Source organism: Halomonas sp. LMYGS-3, assembly GCF_059509875.1.
In genome coordinates this window covers 1-14,756 of record NZ_JCAKFQ010000029.1, presented here as the reverse complement: position 1 = coordinate 14,756, position 14,756 = coordinate 1, and the positions used below count along the sequence as shown (strand labels likewise).

At 61.0% G+C, this 14,756-nt stretch carries 17 protein-coding genes; 2 read left to right on the top strand and 15 right to left on the bottom strand.

Annotation, left to right across the window (positions count from 1 at the left end; all coding sequences use genetic code 11):
* Positions 1–6 precede the first annotated feature (6 nt).
* From AC5W54_RS19295 to AC5W54_RS19265, 7 genes are all read right to left on the bottom strand, one after another.
* Positions 7–246, bottom strand: a complete 240-nt coding sequence (locus AC5W54_RS19295) for a CDGSH iron-sulfur domain-containing protein (protein WP_495963725.1) — start codon at positions 244–246, stop codon at positions 7–9.
* 101 nt (positions 247–347) lie between these two features.
* Complete coding sequence (locus tag AC5W54_RS19290) at positions 348–2,444, bottom strand: putative bifunctional diguanylate cyclase/phosphodiesterase (protein ID WP_495963724.1); 2,097 nt, start codon at positions 2,442–2,444, stop codon at positions 348–350.
* Between the two features lie 318 nt (positions 2,445–2,762).
* The gene (locus tag AC5W54_RS19285; protein WP_495963723.1) at positions 2,763–3,494 is read right to left on the bottom strand and encodes an NYN domain-containing protein; all 732 of its coding nucleotides are present in this window, start codon (positions 3,492–3,494) and stop codon (positions 2,763–2,765) included.
* A 62-nt stretch (positions 3,495–3,556) separates the two neighbouring features.
* A complete protein-coding gene (locus AC5W54_RS19280) occupies positions 3,557–3,838 on the bottom strand; it encodes a DUF503 domain-containing protein (RefSeq protein WP_495963722.1) in 282 nt (93 codons plus the stop codon).
* Between the two features lie 81 nt (positions 3,839–3,919).
* Complete coding sequence (locus tag AC5W54_RS19275; RefSeq protein WP_495963721.1) at positions 3,920–4,477, bottom strand: sugar O-acetyltransferase; 558 nt, start codon at positions 4,475–4,477, stop codon at positions 3,920–3,922.
* Between the two features lie 162 nt (positions 4,478–4,639).
* Positions 4,640–5,014, bottom strand: a complete 375-nt coding sequence (locus AC5W54_RS19270) for a hypothetical protein (protein WP_495963720.1) — start codon at positions 5,012–5,014, stop codon at positions 4,640–4,642.
* A gap of 36 nt (positions 5,015–5,050) precedes the next feature.
* Complete coding sequence (locus AC5W54_RS19265; protein WP_495963719.1) at positions 5,051–6,313, bottom strand: hypothetical protein; 1,263 nt, start codon at positions 6,311–6,313, stop codon at positions 5,051–5,053.
* 243 nt (positions 6,314–6,556) lie between these two features.
* Between AC5W54_RS19265 and AC5W54_RS19260 the strand changes: the two genes are divergently transcribed.
* Positions 6,557–7,702, top strand: a complete 1,146-nt coding sequence (locus AC5W54_RS19260) for a phosphorylase family protein (protein ID WP_495963718.1) — start codon at positions 6,557–6,559, stop codon at positions 7,700–7,702.
* Entirely contained in the window at positions 7,695–8,585 is an 891-nt protein-coding gene (locus AC5W54_RS19255; RefSeq protein WP_495963717.1) for a hypothetical protein, read from the top strand. The genes AC5W54_RS19260 and AC5W54_RS19255 overlap by 8 nt, the downstream gene beginning before the upstream one ends.
* 1 nt (position 8,586) lies before the next feature.
* On the opposite strand, the gene AC5W54_RS19250 is transcribed toward AC5W54_RS19255, so the two are convergent.
* From AC5W54_RS19250 to AC5W54_RS19215, 8 genes are all read right to left on the bottom strand, one after another.
* The gene (locus tag AC5W54_RS19250) at positions 8,587–9,510 is read right to left on the bottom strand and encodes a LysR family transcriptional regulator (RefSeq protein WP_495963716.1); all 924 of its coding nucleotides are present in this window, start codon (positions 9,508–9,510) and stop codon (positions 8,587–8,589) included.
* A complete protein-coding gene (locus AC5W54_RS19245) occupies positions 9,510–10,289 on the bottom strand; it encodes a hypothetical protein (RefSeq protein WP_495963715.1) in 780 nt (259 codons plus the stop codon). Before AC5W54_RS19245 ends, AC5W54_RS19250 begins: the two co-directional genes overlap by 1 nt.
* A gap of 474 nt (positions 10,290–10,763) precedes the next feature.
* Positions 10,764–11,249 (bottom strand): DUF1264 domain-containing protein, encoded by a 486-nt coding sequence (locus AC5W54_RS19240; RefSeq protein WP_495963714.1) that lies wholly within the window; start codon positions 11,247–11,249, stop codon positions 10,764–10,766.
* A 595-nt stretch (positions 11,250–11,844) separates the two neighbouring features.
* The gene (locus tag AC5W54_RS19235; RefSeq protein ID WP_495963713.1) at positions 11,845–12,165 is read right to left on the bottom strand and encodes a DUF1801 domain-containing protein; all 321 of its coding nucleotides are present in this window, start codon (positions 12,163–12,165) and stop codon (positions 11,845–11,847) included.
* A gap of 13 nt (positions 12,166–12,178) precedes the next feature.
* Positions 12,179–12,481, bottom strand: a complete 303-nt coding sequence (locus AC5W54_RS19230; RefSeq protein WP_495963712.1) for a type II toxin-antitoxin system RelE/ParE family toxin — start codon at positions 12,479–12,481, stop codon at positions 12,179–12,181.
* Complete coding sequence (locus AC5W54_RS19225) at positions 12,469–12,726, bottom strand: type II toxin-antitoxin system Phd/YefM family antitoxin (RefSeq protein ID WP_495963711.1); 258 nt, start codon at positions 12,724–12,726, stop codon at positions 12,469–12,471. The genes AC5W54_RS19230 and AC5W54_RS19225 overlap by 13 nt, the downstream gene beginning before the upstream one ends.
* 122 nt (positions 12,727–12,848) lie before the next feature.
* A complete protein-coding gene (locus tag AC5W54_RS19220) occupies positions 12,849–13,361 on the bottom strand; it encodes an OsmC family protein (RefSeq protein ID WP_495963710.1) in 513 nt (170 codons plus the stop codon).
* A gap of 659 nt (positions 13,362–14,020) precedes the next feature.
* Entirely contained in the window at positions 14,021–14,326 is a 306-nt protein-coding gene (locus AC5W54_RS19215; RefSeq protein WP_495963709.1) for a hypothetical protein, read from the bottom strand.
* Positions 14,327–14,756: the final 430 nt, after the last annotated feature.

The following is a 14,756-nucleotide window of genomic DNA, read 5'->3' as shown; positions in this document are numbered from 1 at the left end:
CAAGGCCTACAGCGTCTTGTGGGTGCCGTTGCACAGCGGCGGCGTGCCGGTCTGCTTGCAGCCGCAGAAGTAGAGCGTCTCGTCGCGTTGCGCCTTGTAGACCACCGGCCGCAGCTCGGTCACCTTGTGGGACCCGTCGCAGAACGGCTGGGTGGCGCTGCGACCGCAGGCGCACCACACATAGGTCTTGCCGGCGACCACGTCGACGGCATAGGGCGCCTTCTGGGCAATGCGGGCTTCGGTCATGGCGTTCTCCCCCGGTCGGGTGATGAGCCTGTTTCTACCCTACTGCACACATGGCAATGTCCGCCAACGCGCCATCGACGCTGCCCGGCCGGGCATTGGCTTCAGGCATCTTCCCACCGGGCCCAGTTGGGGGCCTCGGCAATCGCCTCGGCATCCGCAGGCAGGGCGAAGTGGAACCCCTGCCCCTGGCGGCAACCGAGCCGCAGCACGCAATGCCCCTGCTCCTCGCTTTCGATCCCTTCGGCGAGAACGGTGAAGCCCAGGCTGGCTCCCATATCGGCCACCGCGCGGATGATGGCCTGGTCCCGGGGGTCGTCGAGGACGCCATGGACGAAGCTGCGATCGATCTTCAACTTGTTGATCGGCAGATTCTTGAGATAGCTCAGCGCGGAGTAGCCCATCCCGAAATCATCGATCGCCAGGGATACCCCCATGCGCCGGAGTTCGTGCAGCCTCCCGATGGTGCCCTCGTCCGAGTGCATCAGGGATGACTCCGTGATCTCCAGCTCCAGGTATCGGGCGGGAAAATCGGCAGCTTCCAGGATACGGCGAAGCTGCGTGACGAACCCCGGGCGCGCCAGTTGGGGGGCCGTGACATTGACGGCGATGCGCCCGAACTCCAGGCCGGTATCCAGCCAGGTCCGCCCCTGGTGGCAGGCCCGCCGCAGGGCCCATTCGCCGAGCGACAATGCCAGGCCGGTGCGCTCCGCCAGGGGCACGAACGTGGTCGGCGGGATATCGCCTTCCCGGGGATGCGGCCAGCGTGCCAGGGCTTCCACCCCTGTCCACTGCCCGGTTTGCAGGTTGACCTGGGGCTGGTACTGGAGGAACAGCTGATCCTGCTTCAGGGCATCCCGCAGGTCGTTTCCCAGCCGCACCCGCAGCATCGCCCGGTCGGTCATGGCCTTGTCGAAGAAGTGATAGCCACAGTCATGGCGCTTCGCCCGGTACATGGCGGCATCGGCCTGCTGGATGAGTTCGTCGGCCTGTTCACTGTCATCCGGATAGATGCTGATGCCGATGCTGGCCCGGACATGCAGTTTCCAGTCATCGAACTCGATCGGCGCATCCATGGCCCGCAGCAAGCGCTCCGCGGTCTGGACCGCGTCCTCCGGCGTGGTCAGGTCCTGGACGAGAACGATGAACTCGTCGCCACCGAAGCGTGCCACCGTGTCGTCTACGCGAACGGGAGCGGTGAGTCGCCGCGCAAACTCCTGGATCACCCTGTCTCCCGTGGCATGGCCGAGACTGTCATTGATCGTCTTGAAATCATTCAGGTCCATGAACAACACGGCCAGGCGCGAACCATGCCGGTGGCTGAGGGAGAGCGCCATCCCAAGGCGTTGCCGAAAATGCGTCCGGTTCGGCAGGCCGGTCAGGGCGTCGGTGTTGGCGAGATGCGCCAGCATCCGCTGGAGCGCCTTCTGGCGGTCGACCCAGCTCGCCAGCAGACTCAGGCCCAGAATCAGGCCGGCGATGCCACCGATGGTCGCGGCCATGCCGCCATGGGACAGCAGGGAGTCATGGGCGGTGGTCACGGGAGTTCGATAGAAGCGAGAGGCCCCCATCGCCGTATAGTGCATGCCGGCCACCGCAAAGCCCATGAAGACCCCGGCCACCAGCGTCATGCCGCTCTCCGAGAACGCCGGCAGGCTGCGCACGCGGAAGTGCAGGTAGAGTGCCGCCAGGGCCAGCAGAAAGGCCACCACGATGGAGAGCGCGAAGAAGAGGACATCATAGCGCAGCCCCTCCATGCGCATGGCTTCCATGCCGGTATAGTGCATGCTGCCGATGCCGACGGCCATCAGCAGTGCCCCCACGAGAAACTGGTGCATCTCGGGCTTCGGGTGTGCCATGAAGTGCAGGGCCGCGCCGCTGCCCAGCATCGCCGGCACCAACGACAGCACCGTGAGGCTCAGGGCGTATTCCATGTGCTCGTGCCCTTCCACGGAGAAGGCGAGCATGGCACTGAAGTGCATCGCCCATATGCCACAACCCATGGCCACCGCACCGCCGATATGCCACCAGGTCTTGCTCCTGGCCGAGGGCGACGCGACCATGCGGTCGGCCAGCATCAACGCCGTGAGGCCCGCAAAGCAGGCGATAGCAATGGAAAGTGTCACCAGCGGGGGATCGTAGCTACCTTCCAACAGCGGGCCCAGCGAGGGGTCGGAGGTATCGAAACGCCAGAATTCCATCTTGACTCCTGATCGGCCATCTTGAGCCCTTCAACCGCACAGCGAATCCGCTCCATTTCCCTCACCCGTGGCTCCCCCCACGGTAAGTTGAAACGGCTCCACCGACATGCTCCAGGCATCATGCGATAGCGCACCAGCCCTGGATTTCCAACCCGAGTCGTCCTCCCCCTCCATCATTCATGCCAACCAAGCCCGGGCGCCACCTGAGCGACCGCACCGGGCCACCGGCTGCCCCCCTCTGGATCGAGCCTACTAGAGAACTCGTCGGCCTGCCCAGCAGGAACTCGAGTGCAGCCACTCGGCCCGGATGACGCGCTGTCACTTCTTTCGCTTGTCATGAACGTAGATGACCTTCGAGCTCTCGCCCCTCGAGGGTCGCTCCTCGATATCGAACAGCTCGGTGGCCGCCACCAGCTCCCCGAGCTTTCGATAGCCGTAATTGCGCGAATCGAAATCCGGAAACTGCTTCACGATATTGCTGCCGACCGCGGCGAGCGGCGCCCAGCCGCTGTCGTCCGACGACGACTCGACCGCGTTGCGCAGGGAGTTGACGAGCTTGGCATCCGACTTCAGCTCCCGGGTGGAGCGCCGGCTCGCCTCCGGCCCCTCCTCCTCGCCTTCGCGCAGCACCTCGGTATAGATGAACTTGTCGCAGGCCGCGACGAAGGGAAGAGGCGTCTTCTTCTCGCCGAAGCCGAAGACCGTCAGCCCCGACTCCCGCAGCCGGGACGCCAGGCGCGTGAAGTCGCTGTCGCTCGACACCAGGCAGAAGCCCGTGAAGTTGCCCGTATACAGCAGATCCATGGCATCGATGATCAAGGCACTGTCGGTGGCATTCTTGCCGGTCGTGTAGCCGAACTGCTGGACCGGCTGGATGGAGTGCCTCAGCAGGGTCTCCTTCCAGCCCTTCAGTTGCGGCCCGGTCCAGTCGCCATAGATCCGCTTCACGTTGGCGACACCGTACTTGGCGATTTCCGCCAGCAGGCCATCGACGATGCCCGGCTGGGCATTGTCGGCATCGATCAGCACGGCAAGGTTATTGTTTTCCATCACAGCCTCCTGTGTGACCCTGGCCCGGTTGTCGGGCGCCCAGGAGCGGCGCCGGCCATGGGTTACAGCAGCTCTCGCGCCACCTCGAGCACCCGCCCATCGACCGTGCGCTGCAGCTTGTCTTCGATCTGGCTGCAGACCGATTCCACCTTCTGGGGGGAAGTCGCGGCCACGACGAAGGTCCATTCGCTGGCGTCGAGCCGGTCATGTTCGGCGCTCTCGCAGACCGCCACCGCCGGGTTGCGCCCGAAGCGCTCGTGCAGGCCGCCCATGCGCTGGCGCTTCTCCTTGAGGGAACGGCACCCCGGCAGGGAAATCCTCACGGTCAGTACGCCGATGTGCATGCCCCTCTCCTTCTCGGCAGTCGTGCAGACTCATCGAGTGGGTTCATACCCCCTCGCCGAAATGGTACTTCGGGGCGATACTCACGTCTCGAGGTGGCGGACCACCCGGCACGGGTTGCCGGCGGCGAAGACGCCTGCGGGAAGGTCCCGGGTGACCACGCTGCCGGCGCCGATCACACTGCGCGCCCCGATGACGACGCCGGGATTGACCACCACCCCACCACCGATCCAGCAGTCGTCGCCGATGGTGATGGGCCTGCCGGCTTCCAGGCCACTGCGGCGCGCCTCGGCCGTCAGCGGATGGGTGGCAGTGTAGAGCTGCACGGCCGGGCCGAACAACACGTGGCTGCCTATGGTGACCGGCGCCACGTCCAGTACCACGCAGTTGAAGTTGAAGAAGACGTTGTCACCCAGGGTGAGATGGCAGCCGTAGTCGCAATAAAACGGCGGCTCGATCCATAGCCCCGGCCCTGCCCCGGGCAGCAACTCGTGCAGCAGGCCCGCGCGCTCCTCCTCGGCATCGTCGGAGCAGGCATTGAGCGCCTGGATCAGCAACCGGGCGCGGCGGCGCAGGGCCTGCAACTCCGGGTCGCGGGCATCGTAGAGCTTGCCCGCCAGCATCTTCTCGCGTTCGGTCATGGGGTTCTCCCAGCGGCAGCGCGCGTGTGCCGCACGTGTCGCGTGCTGAACATCCTGGTGTGGGCCTTCGGCGTGGAAGCGGCGCGACCGCCGGCCTTGCTTCTGGGCAAGGCCGGCGGTCGAGGTGACATCGACGGCTTCCCGGGAACCGCTGGGGCAGGCTCACACAGGAGTGCCGGATACCCGGTAGATAGAGCCGTCGTTCATGCTCTCGAAGAGCGCGTTCTTCAGCTTGCGGGTGGCATACACATGCTGTGCCTGGGTATTGGCCTCGGCCACGCTGGGCGCCACCAGACTGGCGGCCACCGTGCTGTTGCCGGTGACCCCGTTGATCTGAACCTGCAGGTTCAGATCGCCGGCGCCGGTGTAGCCCTGCACGTCGATGCGTACGCTGCCCTGGTCAATGATGGTGCGAGCCCCGCGCCAGATCGCAGTATCGGTCAGGCTGTTGATGGCCGCCACCGCGTCACTGTGCTGGTTCCGGTTCATATTGCCGTAGGCATTACGCATCGGGCCCTGCCGTTGTACCTGTAACATGGCTGTCTCCCTACTCGGACAAAGCGTAGCAAGGGGTTATCGCGGGTTGACTAGCCAATTGGTACCCAGCCCGACGATGGTGCCCCAGTTGCTGTTGGAGGTGCAGGTAATGGTCTGCCCGTCCACCTTGATGGTGCCCTTGTCCGAGTCGGAGCCACCGGTGCCGCCGAACTCGAACGGTCCGATGAAGAAGCCGCCCTCGCCACTGATTTTCTGTTTCACCTCCTCGGCGAAATCCGAGCCGGAATTGATGGTGATAGTAGGCCGGTAACCGACGATCATCTGCGAGACGATGCGCGCCAGGTTGCCGCCCTTGCCGAAGTAGTACACATCATTGCCATCCTTGAAACCCGAGTGGCCAGGCATGAAGGGACCATTCACGTAGTTGCTCGGCATCGACGAATCGAACCAGTTTTCCGGCGTCACGTTCACCACGGACACATCCTGGAAGGCGAAGGTGATATCGTACTCACTGGAGAAGTGCTCGGTGGACACTTTCTCCACCTTGCCGCCGGCCTCGAAGCCGAAGAAGTCGAACAACCCGCCCAGCTCCCCTTCGGCATAGACGGTGCTATCGGACCACTTCTGAGTGGACGAGCTGAAGGAGAAGGTGCGGGCTGAACCAGCAGAGGCATCGCCGCCGTAGTTGTCATTGGTGATGCGCTGGATGTAGCTCCAGGGGGTTTCACTGAGCTGGAACACCGGCTGGTCTTTCAGCGTCGTACCCGCCTGCCCCACTACCGTGGAGAGGTTGTCATTGTATTGCTTCACGGCATCGGTGATGGGCCCCTTCAACTTCTTCATGTACTCATCATAGGTCGACTGGGCAGTCTGGTACGCCGTTTTCGCCTGTTGAAGTTGCGCAGCCACGGCGATGCCTTCATTTTCCAACCAGCCCGCGAAGGACTCGGTGCTGCCGGTCTGTTGCTGGAAGTTCTGGTAGGCCACATTCACATTGGCCTGCACCTTCCCCATAGCCTGCATCGCGTTGATGACATCCTGCTGCAGCTTCTGTCCCTCATCTCCGCCATCCGTCACCATCAGGGAATTCAGGAACGCCTTGTACTGCTGCCCGAAATTCAGCTTCATGCCATAGGTGTTGGGATCCACCAGCGGACTGGCCGGCACGATATTGAGGAACTGCACCTGTTGGTAGGGAATGGAGCCGATCGGCGGGTTCTTGCCGCCCCAGTTCCAGGGCTGTGGCCCGGTCAGCATTTGCGGCACGCCTTCGATCTTCATCTGATCGTTGAAGGCGGTCATGAACTGGCCCCAAAGCGTTTTCGTCAAGTCGCTCATTGTCTTGCTCCTGATAAAGGGTAAGAGGCTTTTTACGCCCTTGTGGGTAGCCGATTCGTGAATCGGCGATATCAGTGTTGAACAAGAAAATGACCCAGTGAAATTATCACTGCTGATGGTTGCCATCATGAAAGATGAATCATCTACAGTGATGATCACCATTACCAACCATAATGGTTAATTCCTTTTCTGCATGGAAAAACCGATTAGTATGATTGCATAATCATTAAAAAGGATGCCGCCATGATCACCCCGGAGTTATTCGCCGCCACACCGGACACCCTGCTCAACGCCCAGCGCCTGGCCGCCCTGCCCGCCACCAGCGAGCACGCCTTGCCGCCCGTGGACTGGCAGACACTGGGCGTGGCGGACAACCGTATCCCCACCGTGATTCCTCTTACCGACTGGCAGGCCAATTCCCCCCTTCCCGAAGCGGATGTGGCGGTGATCACCTGGACCAGCGCCGAGTGGGCGGCCATGAACCAGGTGCTCACCAATCGCCGCGAACCGCTCACCCCGGAGCAGGCCAAGTGCCACGACTGGCGCCAGGGCTGGGAAAAGTACCAGCGCAATTACTGCCAGATTCATCAGTACATGGTGGACGTGTCGAAAACCTGCCAGGGCGGCGCCCCCTCCCTGTATGACCAGGCGTGGGGCAGCGTGCGGATGGTGACCCTCGGCGAGCTGAAGGTGTTGCTGGTGAAATCCGGCATGCACCTGGCCCAGGACGGCACCGACCTGCCCCTGATCCAGCTGGTCGACCAGCTGTGCCGGGAAGCCAAGCCGCGGCTGGTGCTATCGATCGGCACCGCCGGCGGCGTGCGCGAGGAGGATGCCCTGGGCTCGGCGCTGATTACCAACCAGGCCTACTTTCATTGCCTGAAGAATTTCGCCAACGCCGCCTTCAACCACAGCACCGTGCAATCGCACTGGCAACCCGGTGAGCACTACCTGCCCCAGGCCCAGGAAGGCGTGATCCAGGTCCCCGGCCCGGACATCCTGCCGGTGAGCCCGCAGTACCCCGCCGGCGCCCATATCAGCCCGGATGCGCCGAACAGCCGCATCAAGGTGGTCACCGGCCAGCCCATCATCACCACCGACACCTTCCTGTTCGGCACCACCACCAACGGCCTGCAAGAGTACGGCTGCATCGTGGAGATGGACGATGCCGTGGTCGGCATGGCCTGCGACAAGCATCGGGTGGCCTACGGCTTCGTACGCAACGTGTCCGACCCGGTCATCAATGGCCAGCTACCGGATTCCCTGCAGGACAGCTGGGCCGGCTACATCTATCAGGAGCAGGGGCTGTACACCAGCTACAACGGCGCCCTGGCCACCTGGGCCCTGCTGGCCGCCGAGGCGGACCGCCAGGAGGCGCACCATGACTAAGCCCAGCTGGTACCGGCTCAGCCCCGAGTCACAACGCAACCGGTATCGGCTGGCCCCGGTCAGCCCTACCGGGGCCGGCTTTCTCGATCAGGCCAGCGCCCTGGCCAGCCACGACGGCACGCTGTTCGTCAGCAGCCCCCAGGGCCAGCTGACGGCGTGGGCGCTGACCCCCGATGCCCTGACCTTCACCCAGGGGGCGGACCTCAACGCGAGCCTGGCCTACCAGGTCCTCAGCCCCTTCTGGCTGGGTGGGCAGCTGCACCTGCTGGCCTACGCCAGGGACGAGGGCATCCTCGATTTTTTCCGGATCACCGCCACCGATTTCGAGCACCTGTACCGCTATCAACGCACCTATGGCGACACCACCGCGGGCTTCACCACCGTGCATGCCTTCGGCTACCGCGATCGGTGCCTGTTCATGGGGTACAATGCCGACAGCGGCGCCAGCCGGCTCTATGGCATCCAGGTGCCCCCCCAGGCCCCGCTGAGCATCACCCCGCTATGGCAGAGTGAGTGGGCCAAGGGCTGGCAGGACTTCTGCTTCTTCCAACTCGGCGGCGAGAACTTTTTCTTCAAGCACAACCCCACCTACCAGGCGGTCAATATCGACCACTACATGGATGACCCCGCCCAGGGCTCTCACCCGGTAGGCACCGGCCTGCCGCTGCCCCAGGAGACCAGCGCGGCGGTGACCCTCGCCTTGCAGGAGGGCCCCGGCTTTGCCGGGTATCGGGCGGACAATGGCCAACTGACCGTCAACCGCTTCCACAGCGATTGCCGGGGCTGGCAACAGCAAGCCGAGGTGCCGGCCGGGCGGGGCTACTCGCAGCTGCTCGCCATCCCCTGCGGTGACGGCAAGTCGCTGCTGGCGCTGTACGACTGAGTCATTTATCGGCCACCATGTCGAAGAACCAGTCGATCACCTGCTCCACCCGGCGCGGGTACTCGTGGTCCTTGATGGTAATGATATGGATATCATTGAGCAGCGGCTGACTCGCCTGGTGGCGGTACAGCCGCTCCTGCTCCAGCAGGGGTGCCACGCAATGGCTGGGAATCACCGCCATCCCCAGCCCACCGGCCACCATGTCGATGGCGCCGTTGATGGAGTTGATTTCCCCGGCAAAGGTCAGCGAATAGGTGTTGAGATTACAGCGCTCGGGAAAGACATGCTTGAGCCAGCGATCATAGTAATAGCTGGAGCCGGGATACCAGATGAAGCGCTGCTCCAGAATGGAACTGTCGGTCAGGTCCTGCAGCGACGCCGGATCGCTGGATACCAGCACATACTCCTCCTGACAGAACAGCCGGTAACGCAACAGCGGATGGTTGTTGTTCTCGGTGACGAAACCGAAGTCCGCCTGATTCTCCAGCAGCATGCGCACCACCTCCTGGGTGGAGGTGAGGGTGATGTTCAGCTCGATATCCGGGTGTGCCCGGCGTCGCTCCAGCAGCATGGGAAAGTGCGGCGACATCAGGCAACTGGGCGGCATGGCATAGGACACCAGCCCCGCCACCCGCGTCTCCATGGCGTGCACCCGATCCATGAACTGCTGGGTGCTGTGCATCTGCTGGCGCACGTAACTCATCAAGGCCTTGCCCGCATCGGTGAGCACCACCTTCTTGCCGATGCGCTTGAACAGGGTGACGCCGATCTGCTCTTCCAGCTTGGCGATATGCTGGCTGACGCCGGACTGGGTCATGTGGGCACGGGTGGCCGCATGGGTAAAACTCTGGGTCTGCGCCGCCGCCATGAAGGCCTTGAACAGGCGCTGATCCAGCAGCATGAAGTCCCGGTTGGAAAAGGTCATCAGCGTGGCCCCTCACTGGCCGCCGGTGACAGCGGAAATTGCAGATTGAAGGCCTGCCCCGGCCCCACCGCCAGGCCGGCATAGTCGGCGAAGGGCGACGACGGCACCGCCACCGCTTCGGCACTGCCGGCCCACACCCGTTCGCCAAGGGTGTCAGGCTGCAACACCTGGCCCTGCCGTTGCCAGTGGGACCAGGCCACCAACAGGTCGTCATCCAGATAGAAAACAACGCCCGTCAGCCCCTGCCGCGGCCGGGCACGCAAGTTCCTCATCGTCTCGCACACCCCCTGCCGGAAGCCCGCCACGCCTTGCCCGCTGCGCAGCCAGACCTCGCTGAATACCGCCCCTTGCTGCCAGCTGCCCCCGGAATCGAATAACTGCACCGGTCCCGTCTGCTCCGGCTGGCCCTCGAAGGGCACGGGGAAATCACTGTGGCTGGCGGGCCGGCCCAGCCGGGGTTGAAAACTGAACACGGTCCCGTGCAAGGCCCCGTAGGCACGCCCTGCCACGCTGGCATGGCTGGCCTGCCGGTAACACTGCCGGCTGGGGTAAAACACCAGGGCGATTTCATCGGGCACCCTGGGATAGTCACTGGGCGGCAGTACCGTCGGCACATAGGCCTGCAGGCCCTGCGGGGCCATCGACTGTACGGTGGCGGGGATGAAAATCTCCCCCAGTTGTCGGTAAAAACGCTCCCGGCCGGCCCCCCTGACCAATTCCGGCAGGGCATAGCCCAGCCATACCCGCACCGCCCGCGTCGCCTGAACTTCTGTGGTCATTACACGTTCCCTGCTCACATGATGATAGCTCTACGGTTGAGATTGTTGCGACGATTCTTAACGCCGGATAGGCGAGCGCAGGCAGTTCAAGACAAAGCGTAGGAGCAGATAAGGTAGCAAGGGATAGAGGAGCCAACGCAGCGCGCCCCCTTCTCGTAGACTCACCGGTCACGGGTCTGCTGTCACAGGGCGGCATGGTGTCAACGCCAATGAAGGGAGATCTGGAACGAACGTGAGGTACTGGCCAGGTGCCACGCGGATGTCTCCTTGCCAAGAAAGAAAGCCGCTGTGACGACCAAATATAGCGATGCGCCAGCGACTGCATAGCCACTGTCGCCAAATAACCGAATGCGGGCATCGCCCTCCTCGTGCGGCAGTGACGAACGCAGGAAGAGTAGCGTATGCAAAGACCAAGATGGTCGATAGCGGCACTATTGCCAAAAAAAGATCAGACTGACCGTGTGTATTATATTCTCAGCGCTTCGCGTTATCCGCTATATCGTACGCCTGTGGTTGGCCGACCGGCAGCTCGTCTTTCGGGCTATCCCAAAGCAAAAAGATTTTACCGTAGGTTTCTTCAATGCTCTTCACGAATTCCTCAGCTTCTTCCTCTGTCATATCTGGCAAGGAAGGATCCACCTGCCCTATCTCCTCTTTGTGATAATGCCAAAGTGCCTGTTCGGACTCTGGCAAGGCCGCGTAGGCATCTGCACTAATAATATATTCCACCCCAATCAAGCGAGCATTTTTTTCATCGCTGTCATATAGCTGGCATGCCGTCACGCCGCCAGGAAGTCCACCCTTACAATAGTGATGCGCAATGGCATCAAGATCGCCGGCGATATGGCGTTTCGCATCAATGTGGATCGTCCAGCCTACCGTAGGGGGCTCGTGGGCGGCGGCCGCGCCTGCGCCGGCCAAACATGCGATGCCGAAAGCGATTGACGAGATCTTGTACATGACGACCTCCCTCCGAGGCTTTTTGGAAGTGCCGCGGTGGCTAATTTTACAGTGATGGCTACATTATCATAGGGCACGACGCCAAGGCTCACCAATAGTAATTTTGTCGTACTGCGTATCAGCTTGAGTCATACGATTTTGTGCGAGCGAAGCCAACTTATTCCTGTACATGGCCTGCATCATGGCTACCGGTACGGGCCTTAAAGAGCTGGAGCAAGTTCAACATCCTTTGGAGCCCCTTGTTAGCATTCACTCGTTCTTTCAAGAAATACAATAGATAGCCGTGCAGCAAAAAAAGTCGCTCCAGCACCAATATTCAGGCCAGCGATAGCGTGCGGACGGCCCTCCACCCACCGCGCCAAGGTTGATAAAAAAGCGCCCAACACTGCGAAATTACTGAATGCAAGAAAAGCAAGACAGGCACACAATACAAGCGCTTCATCTCAACTCGCGCAGCGGTTTTACGACCGATTAGGGCACCTTGTTGGGCGGCACTTTCTTGCAATCCCAAGGTGATCCATTCATCATTCGTTAGAATAGCTTTTCGCCAGGCAGCTCCGAAGCCTGCCTGATCCCTTTCGCCATGAGCTCTTCGTCAATCTGGTCGTCCTCGTGGATATGGAAGTAGCGCGTATTCGGGACTTTGGAAATAGCCATGGCCCTCGATGCCATAAAACGGGGTGTTCCACCTCACGGCCTTGCGCACACTGGGTACGGTGCGCACGATGAGCGCGTCGAGGCGGCGACCCACGTCGCTTTTCCAGCCCGGCATGGCGGCGATGTAGGCTTGAACAGGGGCATCGCCATCGGCCTTCGCGATCTGAGGATTACCGCCCGAGAGAAGAACAGGTTTCGTGCTGGATGCTTTCGTAGACGTGGGCGTCTCCGCGCCGGCTGGTTTGGGTTTTTTCGGCATGCTCTCCTCCTTGTTAGCTGGTCTCCAACATGAAAGCACGTAGCTGCCGCTCCTCTCTCATGACGTAGAGTATAAGCACCAGATCCTCATCTTCCCGGTAAAAAATACGGCAAGGCGGCATCACCACTTCTCTGTATATGGAATTGGGAAGCTCGGGAGGAATGCGCCCGGATTGGAGAAAGTCTTCCAGTCGATCCGTTGTGTCGAAAACCTGCTCGACCAGGTGGCTAGCGGCAGCTGGATTATCCAGAGCTATGTACTCGGCAATAGCATCCAGTTGTTGAAGAGCTGGCTCCGTCCAGGCTACTTCAGCCATTTACGCATCTTCTCCCTGGCCTCTGTTTGGCTGTACATCCTTCCTTCGAGCACAGCCCGCTCTCCCCGTGAGAGACCTTCCAGCAACTCGAGGCGGCGCTGCATGAATTCATAGTCCTGAACATCGACGAGATACGCCGATGGCTGACCATGCTCCGTAATCAACACCGGTTCTTTCGACGCGTGTAGGTCTGCCAGGATTTTGGTAGCCTGCCGCTTGAGGTTTGTAACAAGCTCAACTTTCATGGATACGACCCTGAATCTATTCACCAGTGACACTATAGTATCACTTTTTCGCCCAGCGCAATCTCAACCGATGCCCCATGAGGCTTATCGGGGTGTCCGCTCCAATTGGACCACTTCAGAACTCAGTCTGCCGCGGGTTTGCGAGCAACCGACAATACCGGTGGGTGTGCCAGAGTTTGGTACACAACACAGTACCGTTCCGTCAAGCGCAAGAGAGTGGCAAGTTGCTCTTCCGTGGCATCGGTGTCGAGGGTGACTTGCAGCCGAATATTCTGGAAGCCGACGGGAACTTCCTTTGACATGCCAAGAGTTCCCCGGAAATCGAGATCACCTTCCGCCTGGAGCGAGGCATCTCGCAACTCAATGCCGAGTGCCGTGGCGACGGCATTCAGCGTCACCCCCGCGCAGGCCACTAACGCTTCGAGCAGCATGTCGCCCGAGCACGCGCTCTGCCCACTCCCGCCCGTGGCGGGATGCAGCCCGGCGACAACGAGCGCTTTGCCTGTCTCGATGCTGCAACTAACGCCTTCACCGAGACGCCCTTGCGCGCGCAGGGTGATTAGCGCGGCATCCGGCGCCTCGCGATAACGCTCTTTCAGAGGCGTCTGGACGGACCGCAACTCATCAGCCTTCATGAAACACTCTCCTCATGATTGTCCTTGTAACGCCCAACAGCCATTGGACAGCACGCCGGTGGGGCGCGCAGCGAGTCTAAGCTTTGTCCGAAAAGTCGCCGAGCGATGGTCAGACAAGGCAAAAATCGGCGTGAAGACGGACCGGGCTCGCGTGCGAGTTTACGCGGTGTAAATGAGTACTTTGAGCTGATTTTTAACGCCGTATGGCCGAGCGCAGGCAGTTTTCAGACAAAGCGTAAGGGGCGGCGTGTCGCTGCCGCTCCCCCAGGCCGTTGGTCAGGACCGAGGCCGTTGGTGTCGGCGGTATCGCCCCCTCGACAGTCGCAGGGCGCCCTTGCGAAGTCTACGCCACGCACCACCAAACAGCCTGGCAAACAGATCGGCCCGCAATCGGGCATTGCGCTGCTCCAGTGCCCGCATTTTCGGATCCGGATTGTGGAAGGCCATTGTCTCCTCCGCTGTCGCGATCACACTAGGTTCATAGCATAATAGGGGCACCGCGCAAGCTTTTCATGGTTGCCCGAAGGTCAAAAATCGGACAACAGAGGCCCTTCATCATATGCTGATATAATGCTTGAGTTAAGGGGCGCCGGGGAGTGTGCTCCGGATGAACGCGGGTCCGGTCTCGGCGTCCCCTTGAACAAATGGTTAGGCGGATATCACGCCCACTTCTGGCCGAGCTCCTCCAACCCAGCTTTTTGTAAATCTTCCGGGCTCATCAGAATTCTGAATTTACAGGTGGCCTGGAAGTTGAGAAAGAAGGGCTCCGCAAAGAAGGGCACTTCTGATGGAGTTTTTACATCAACCACGAAGATTCCGCCGCGTTTCCCATCTTGCTCAGTGAAATAGGCTGTCTCTGGCTTAATTGATTCGAGTATTCTCCCAATGATCTCGCCAGCCTTGCCATTTCTGACGAGAGAGTTAAAAGGCTCAAGCGGGAATTCGACTGTAAGTAACATTTTCATATAACGGCCTCCATTTGTTGCGGCATTTGTAGGATGTGCCGCATGCGCCTAACTGTATTAGATAGCACGCTCTGATATGGGCTGAACGCACATGCACGTTCAATAATGTTATACTGCACACCACCCTGCATCTTAACCCATTGAAACACCGCAACATTAAGTATAGCTCGGCCACATAACACCTATCAGCACGCCTGCTGCCTTCGCCGGCATGGCCCCTCTGGGTCGTCAACTACTGTAACTTAACCACCCATCAGCATAGGCTAAGGTTCCTTACTCGGCCAGAAAGGTCTGCAACTTGGGGGTGATAGGGGTCGGGAAGGCTTAGCCTCCCCGCCCTCCGAACCGTGCGTGCGGTTCTCCCGCACACGGCTCTCCAGTCGATGGTTTCAGCATCGTGATTGGCTCGCCTTCCGCCAGGCTTCGGTCA

Excerpts from the sequence above, each read along its gene's own strand:
- AC5W54_RS19275 (WP_495963721.1), bottom strand. The coding sequence starts at position 4,477 with ATGACCGAACGCGAGAAGATGCTGGCGGGCAAGCTCTACGATGCCCGC.
- AC5W54_RS19225 (WP_495963711.1), bottom strand. The coding sequence starts at position 12,726 with ATGAAAGTTGAGCTTGTTACAAACCTCAAGCGGCAGGCTACCAAAATC.
- AC5W54_RS19260 (WP_495963718.1), top strand. The coding sequence starts at position 6,557 with ATGATCACCCCGGAGTTATTCGCCGCCACACCGGACACCCTGCTCAAC.
- AC5W54_RS19220 (WP_495963710.1), bottom strand. The coding sequence starts at position 13,361 with ATGAAGGCTGATGAGTTGCGGTCCGTCCAGACGCCTCTGAAAGAGCGT.
- AC5W54_RS19290 (WP_495963724.1), bottom strand. The coding sequence starts at position 2,444 with ATGGAATTCTGGCGTTTCGATACCTCCGACCCCTCGCTGGGCCCGCTG.
- AC5W54_RS19230 (WP_495963712.1), bottom strand. The coding sequence starts at position 12,481 with ATGGCTGAAGTAGCCTGGACGGAGCCAGCTCTTCAACAACTGGATGCT.
- AC5W54_RS19240 (WP_495963714.1), bottom strand. The coding sequence starts at position 11,249 with ATGTACAAGATCTCGTCAATCGCTTTCGGCATCGCATGTTTGGCCGGC.
- AC5W54_RS19255 (WP_495963717.1), top strand. The coding sequence starts at position 7,695 with ATGACTAAGCCCAGCTGGTACCGGCTCAGCCCCGAGTCACAACGCAAC.
- AC5W54_RS19270 (WP_495963720.1), bottom strand. The coding sequence starts at position 5,014 with ATGTTACAGGTACAACGGCAGGGCCCGATGCGTAATGCCTACGGCAAT.
- AC5W54_RS19235 (WP_495963713.1), bottom strand. The coding sequence starts at position 12,165 with ATGCCGAAAAAACCCAAACCAGCCGGCGCGGAGACGCCCACGTCTACG.
- AC5W54_RS19295 (WP_495963725.1), bottom strand. The coding sequence starts at position 246 with ATGACCGAAGCCCGCATTGCCCAGAAGGCGCCCTATGCCGTCGACGTG.
- AC5W54_RS19285 (WP_495963723.1), bottom strand. The coding sequence starts at position 3,494 with ATGGAAAACAATAACCTTGCCGTGCTGATCGATGCCGACAATGCCCAG.
- AC5W54_RS19250 (WP_495963716.1), bottom strand. The coding sequence starts at position 9,510 with ATGACCTTTTCCAACCGGGACTTCATGCTGCTGGATCAGCGCCTGTTC.
- AC5W54_RS19245 (WP_495963715.1), bottom strand. The coding sequence starts at position 10,289 with ATGACCACAGAAGTTCAGGCGACGCGGGCGGTGCGGGTATGGCTGGGC.
- AC5W54_RS19215 (WP_495963709.1), bottom strand. The coding sequence starts at position 14,326 with ATGAAAATGTTACTTACAGTCGAATTCCCGCTTGAGCCTTTTAACTCT.
- AC5W54_RS19265 (WP_495963719.1), bottom strand. The coding sequence starts at position 6,313 with ATGAGCGACTTGACGAAAACGCTTTGGGGCCAGTTCATGACCGCCTTC.
- AC5W54_RS19280 (WP_495963722.1), bottom strand. The coding sequence starts at position 3,838 with ATGCACATCGGCGTACTGACCGTGAGGATTTCCCTGCCGGGGTGCCGT.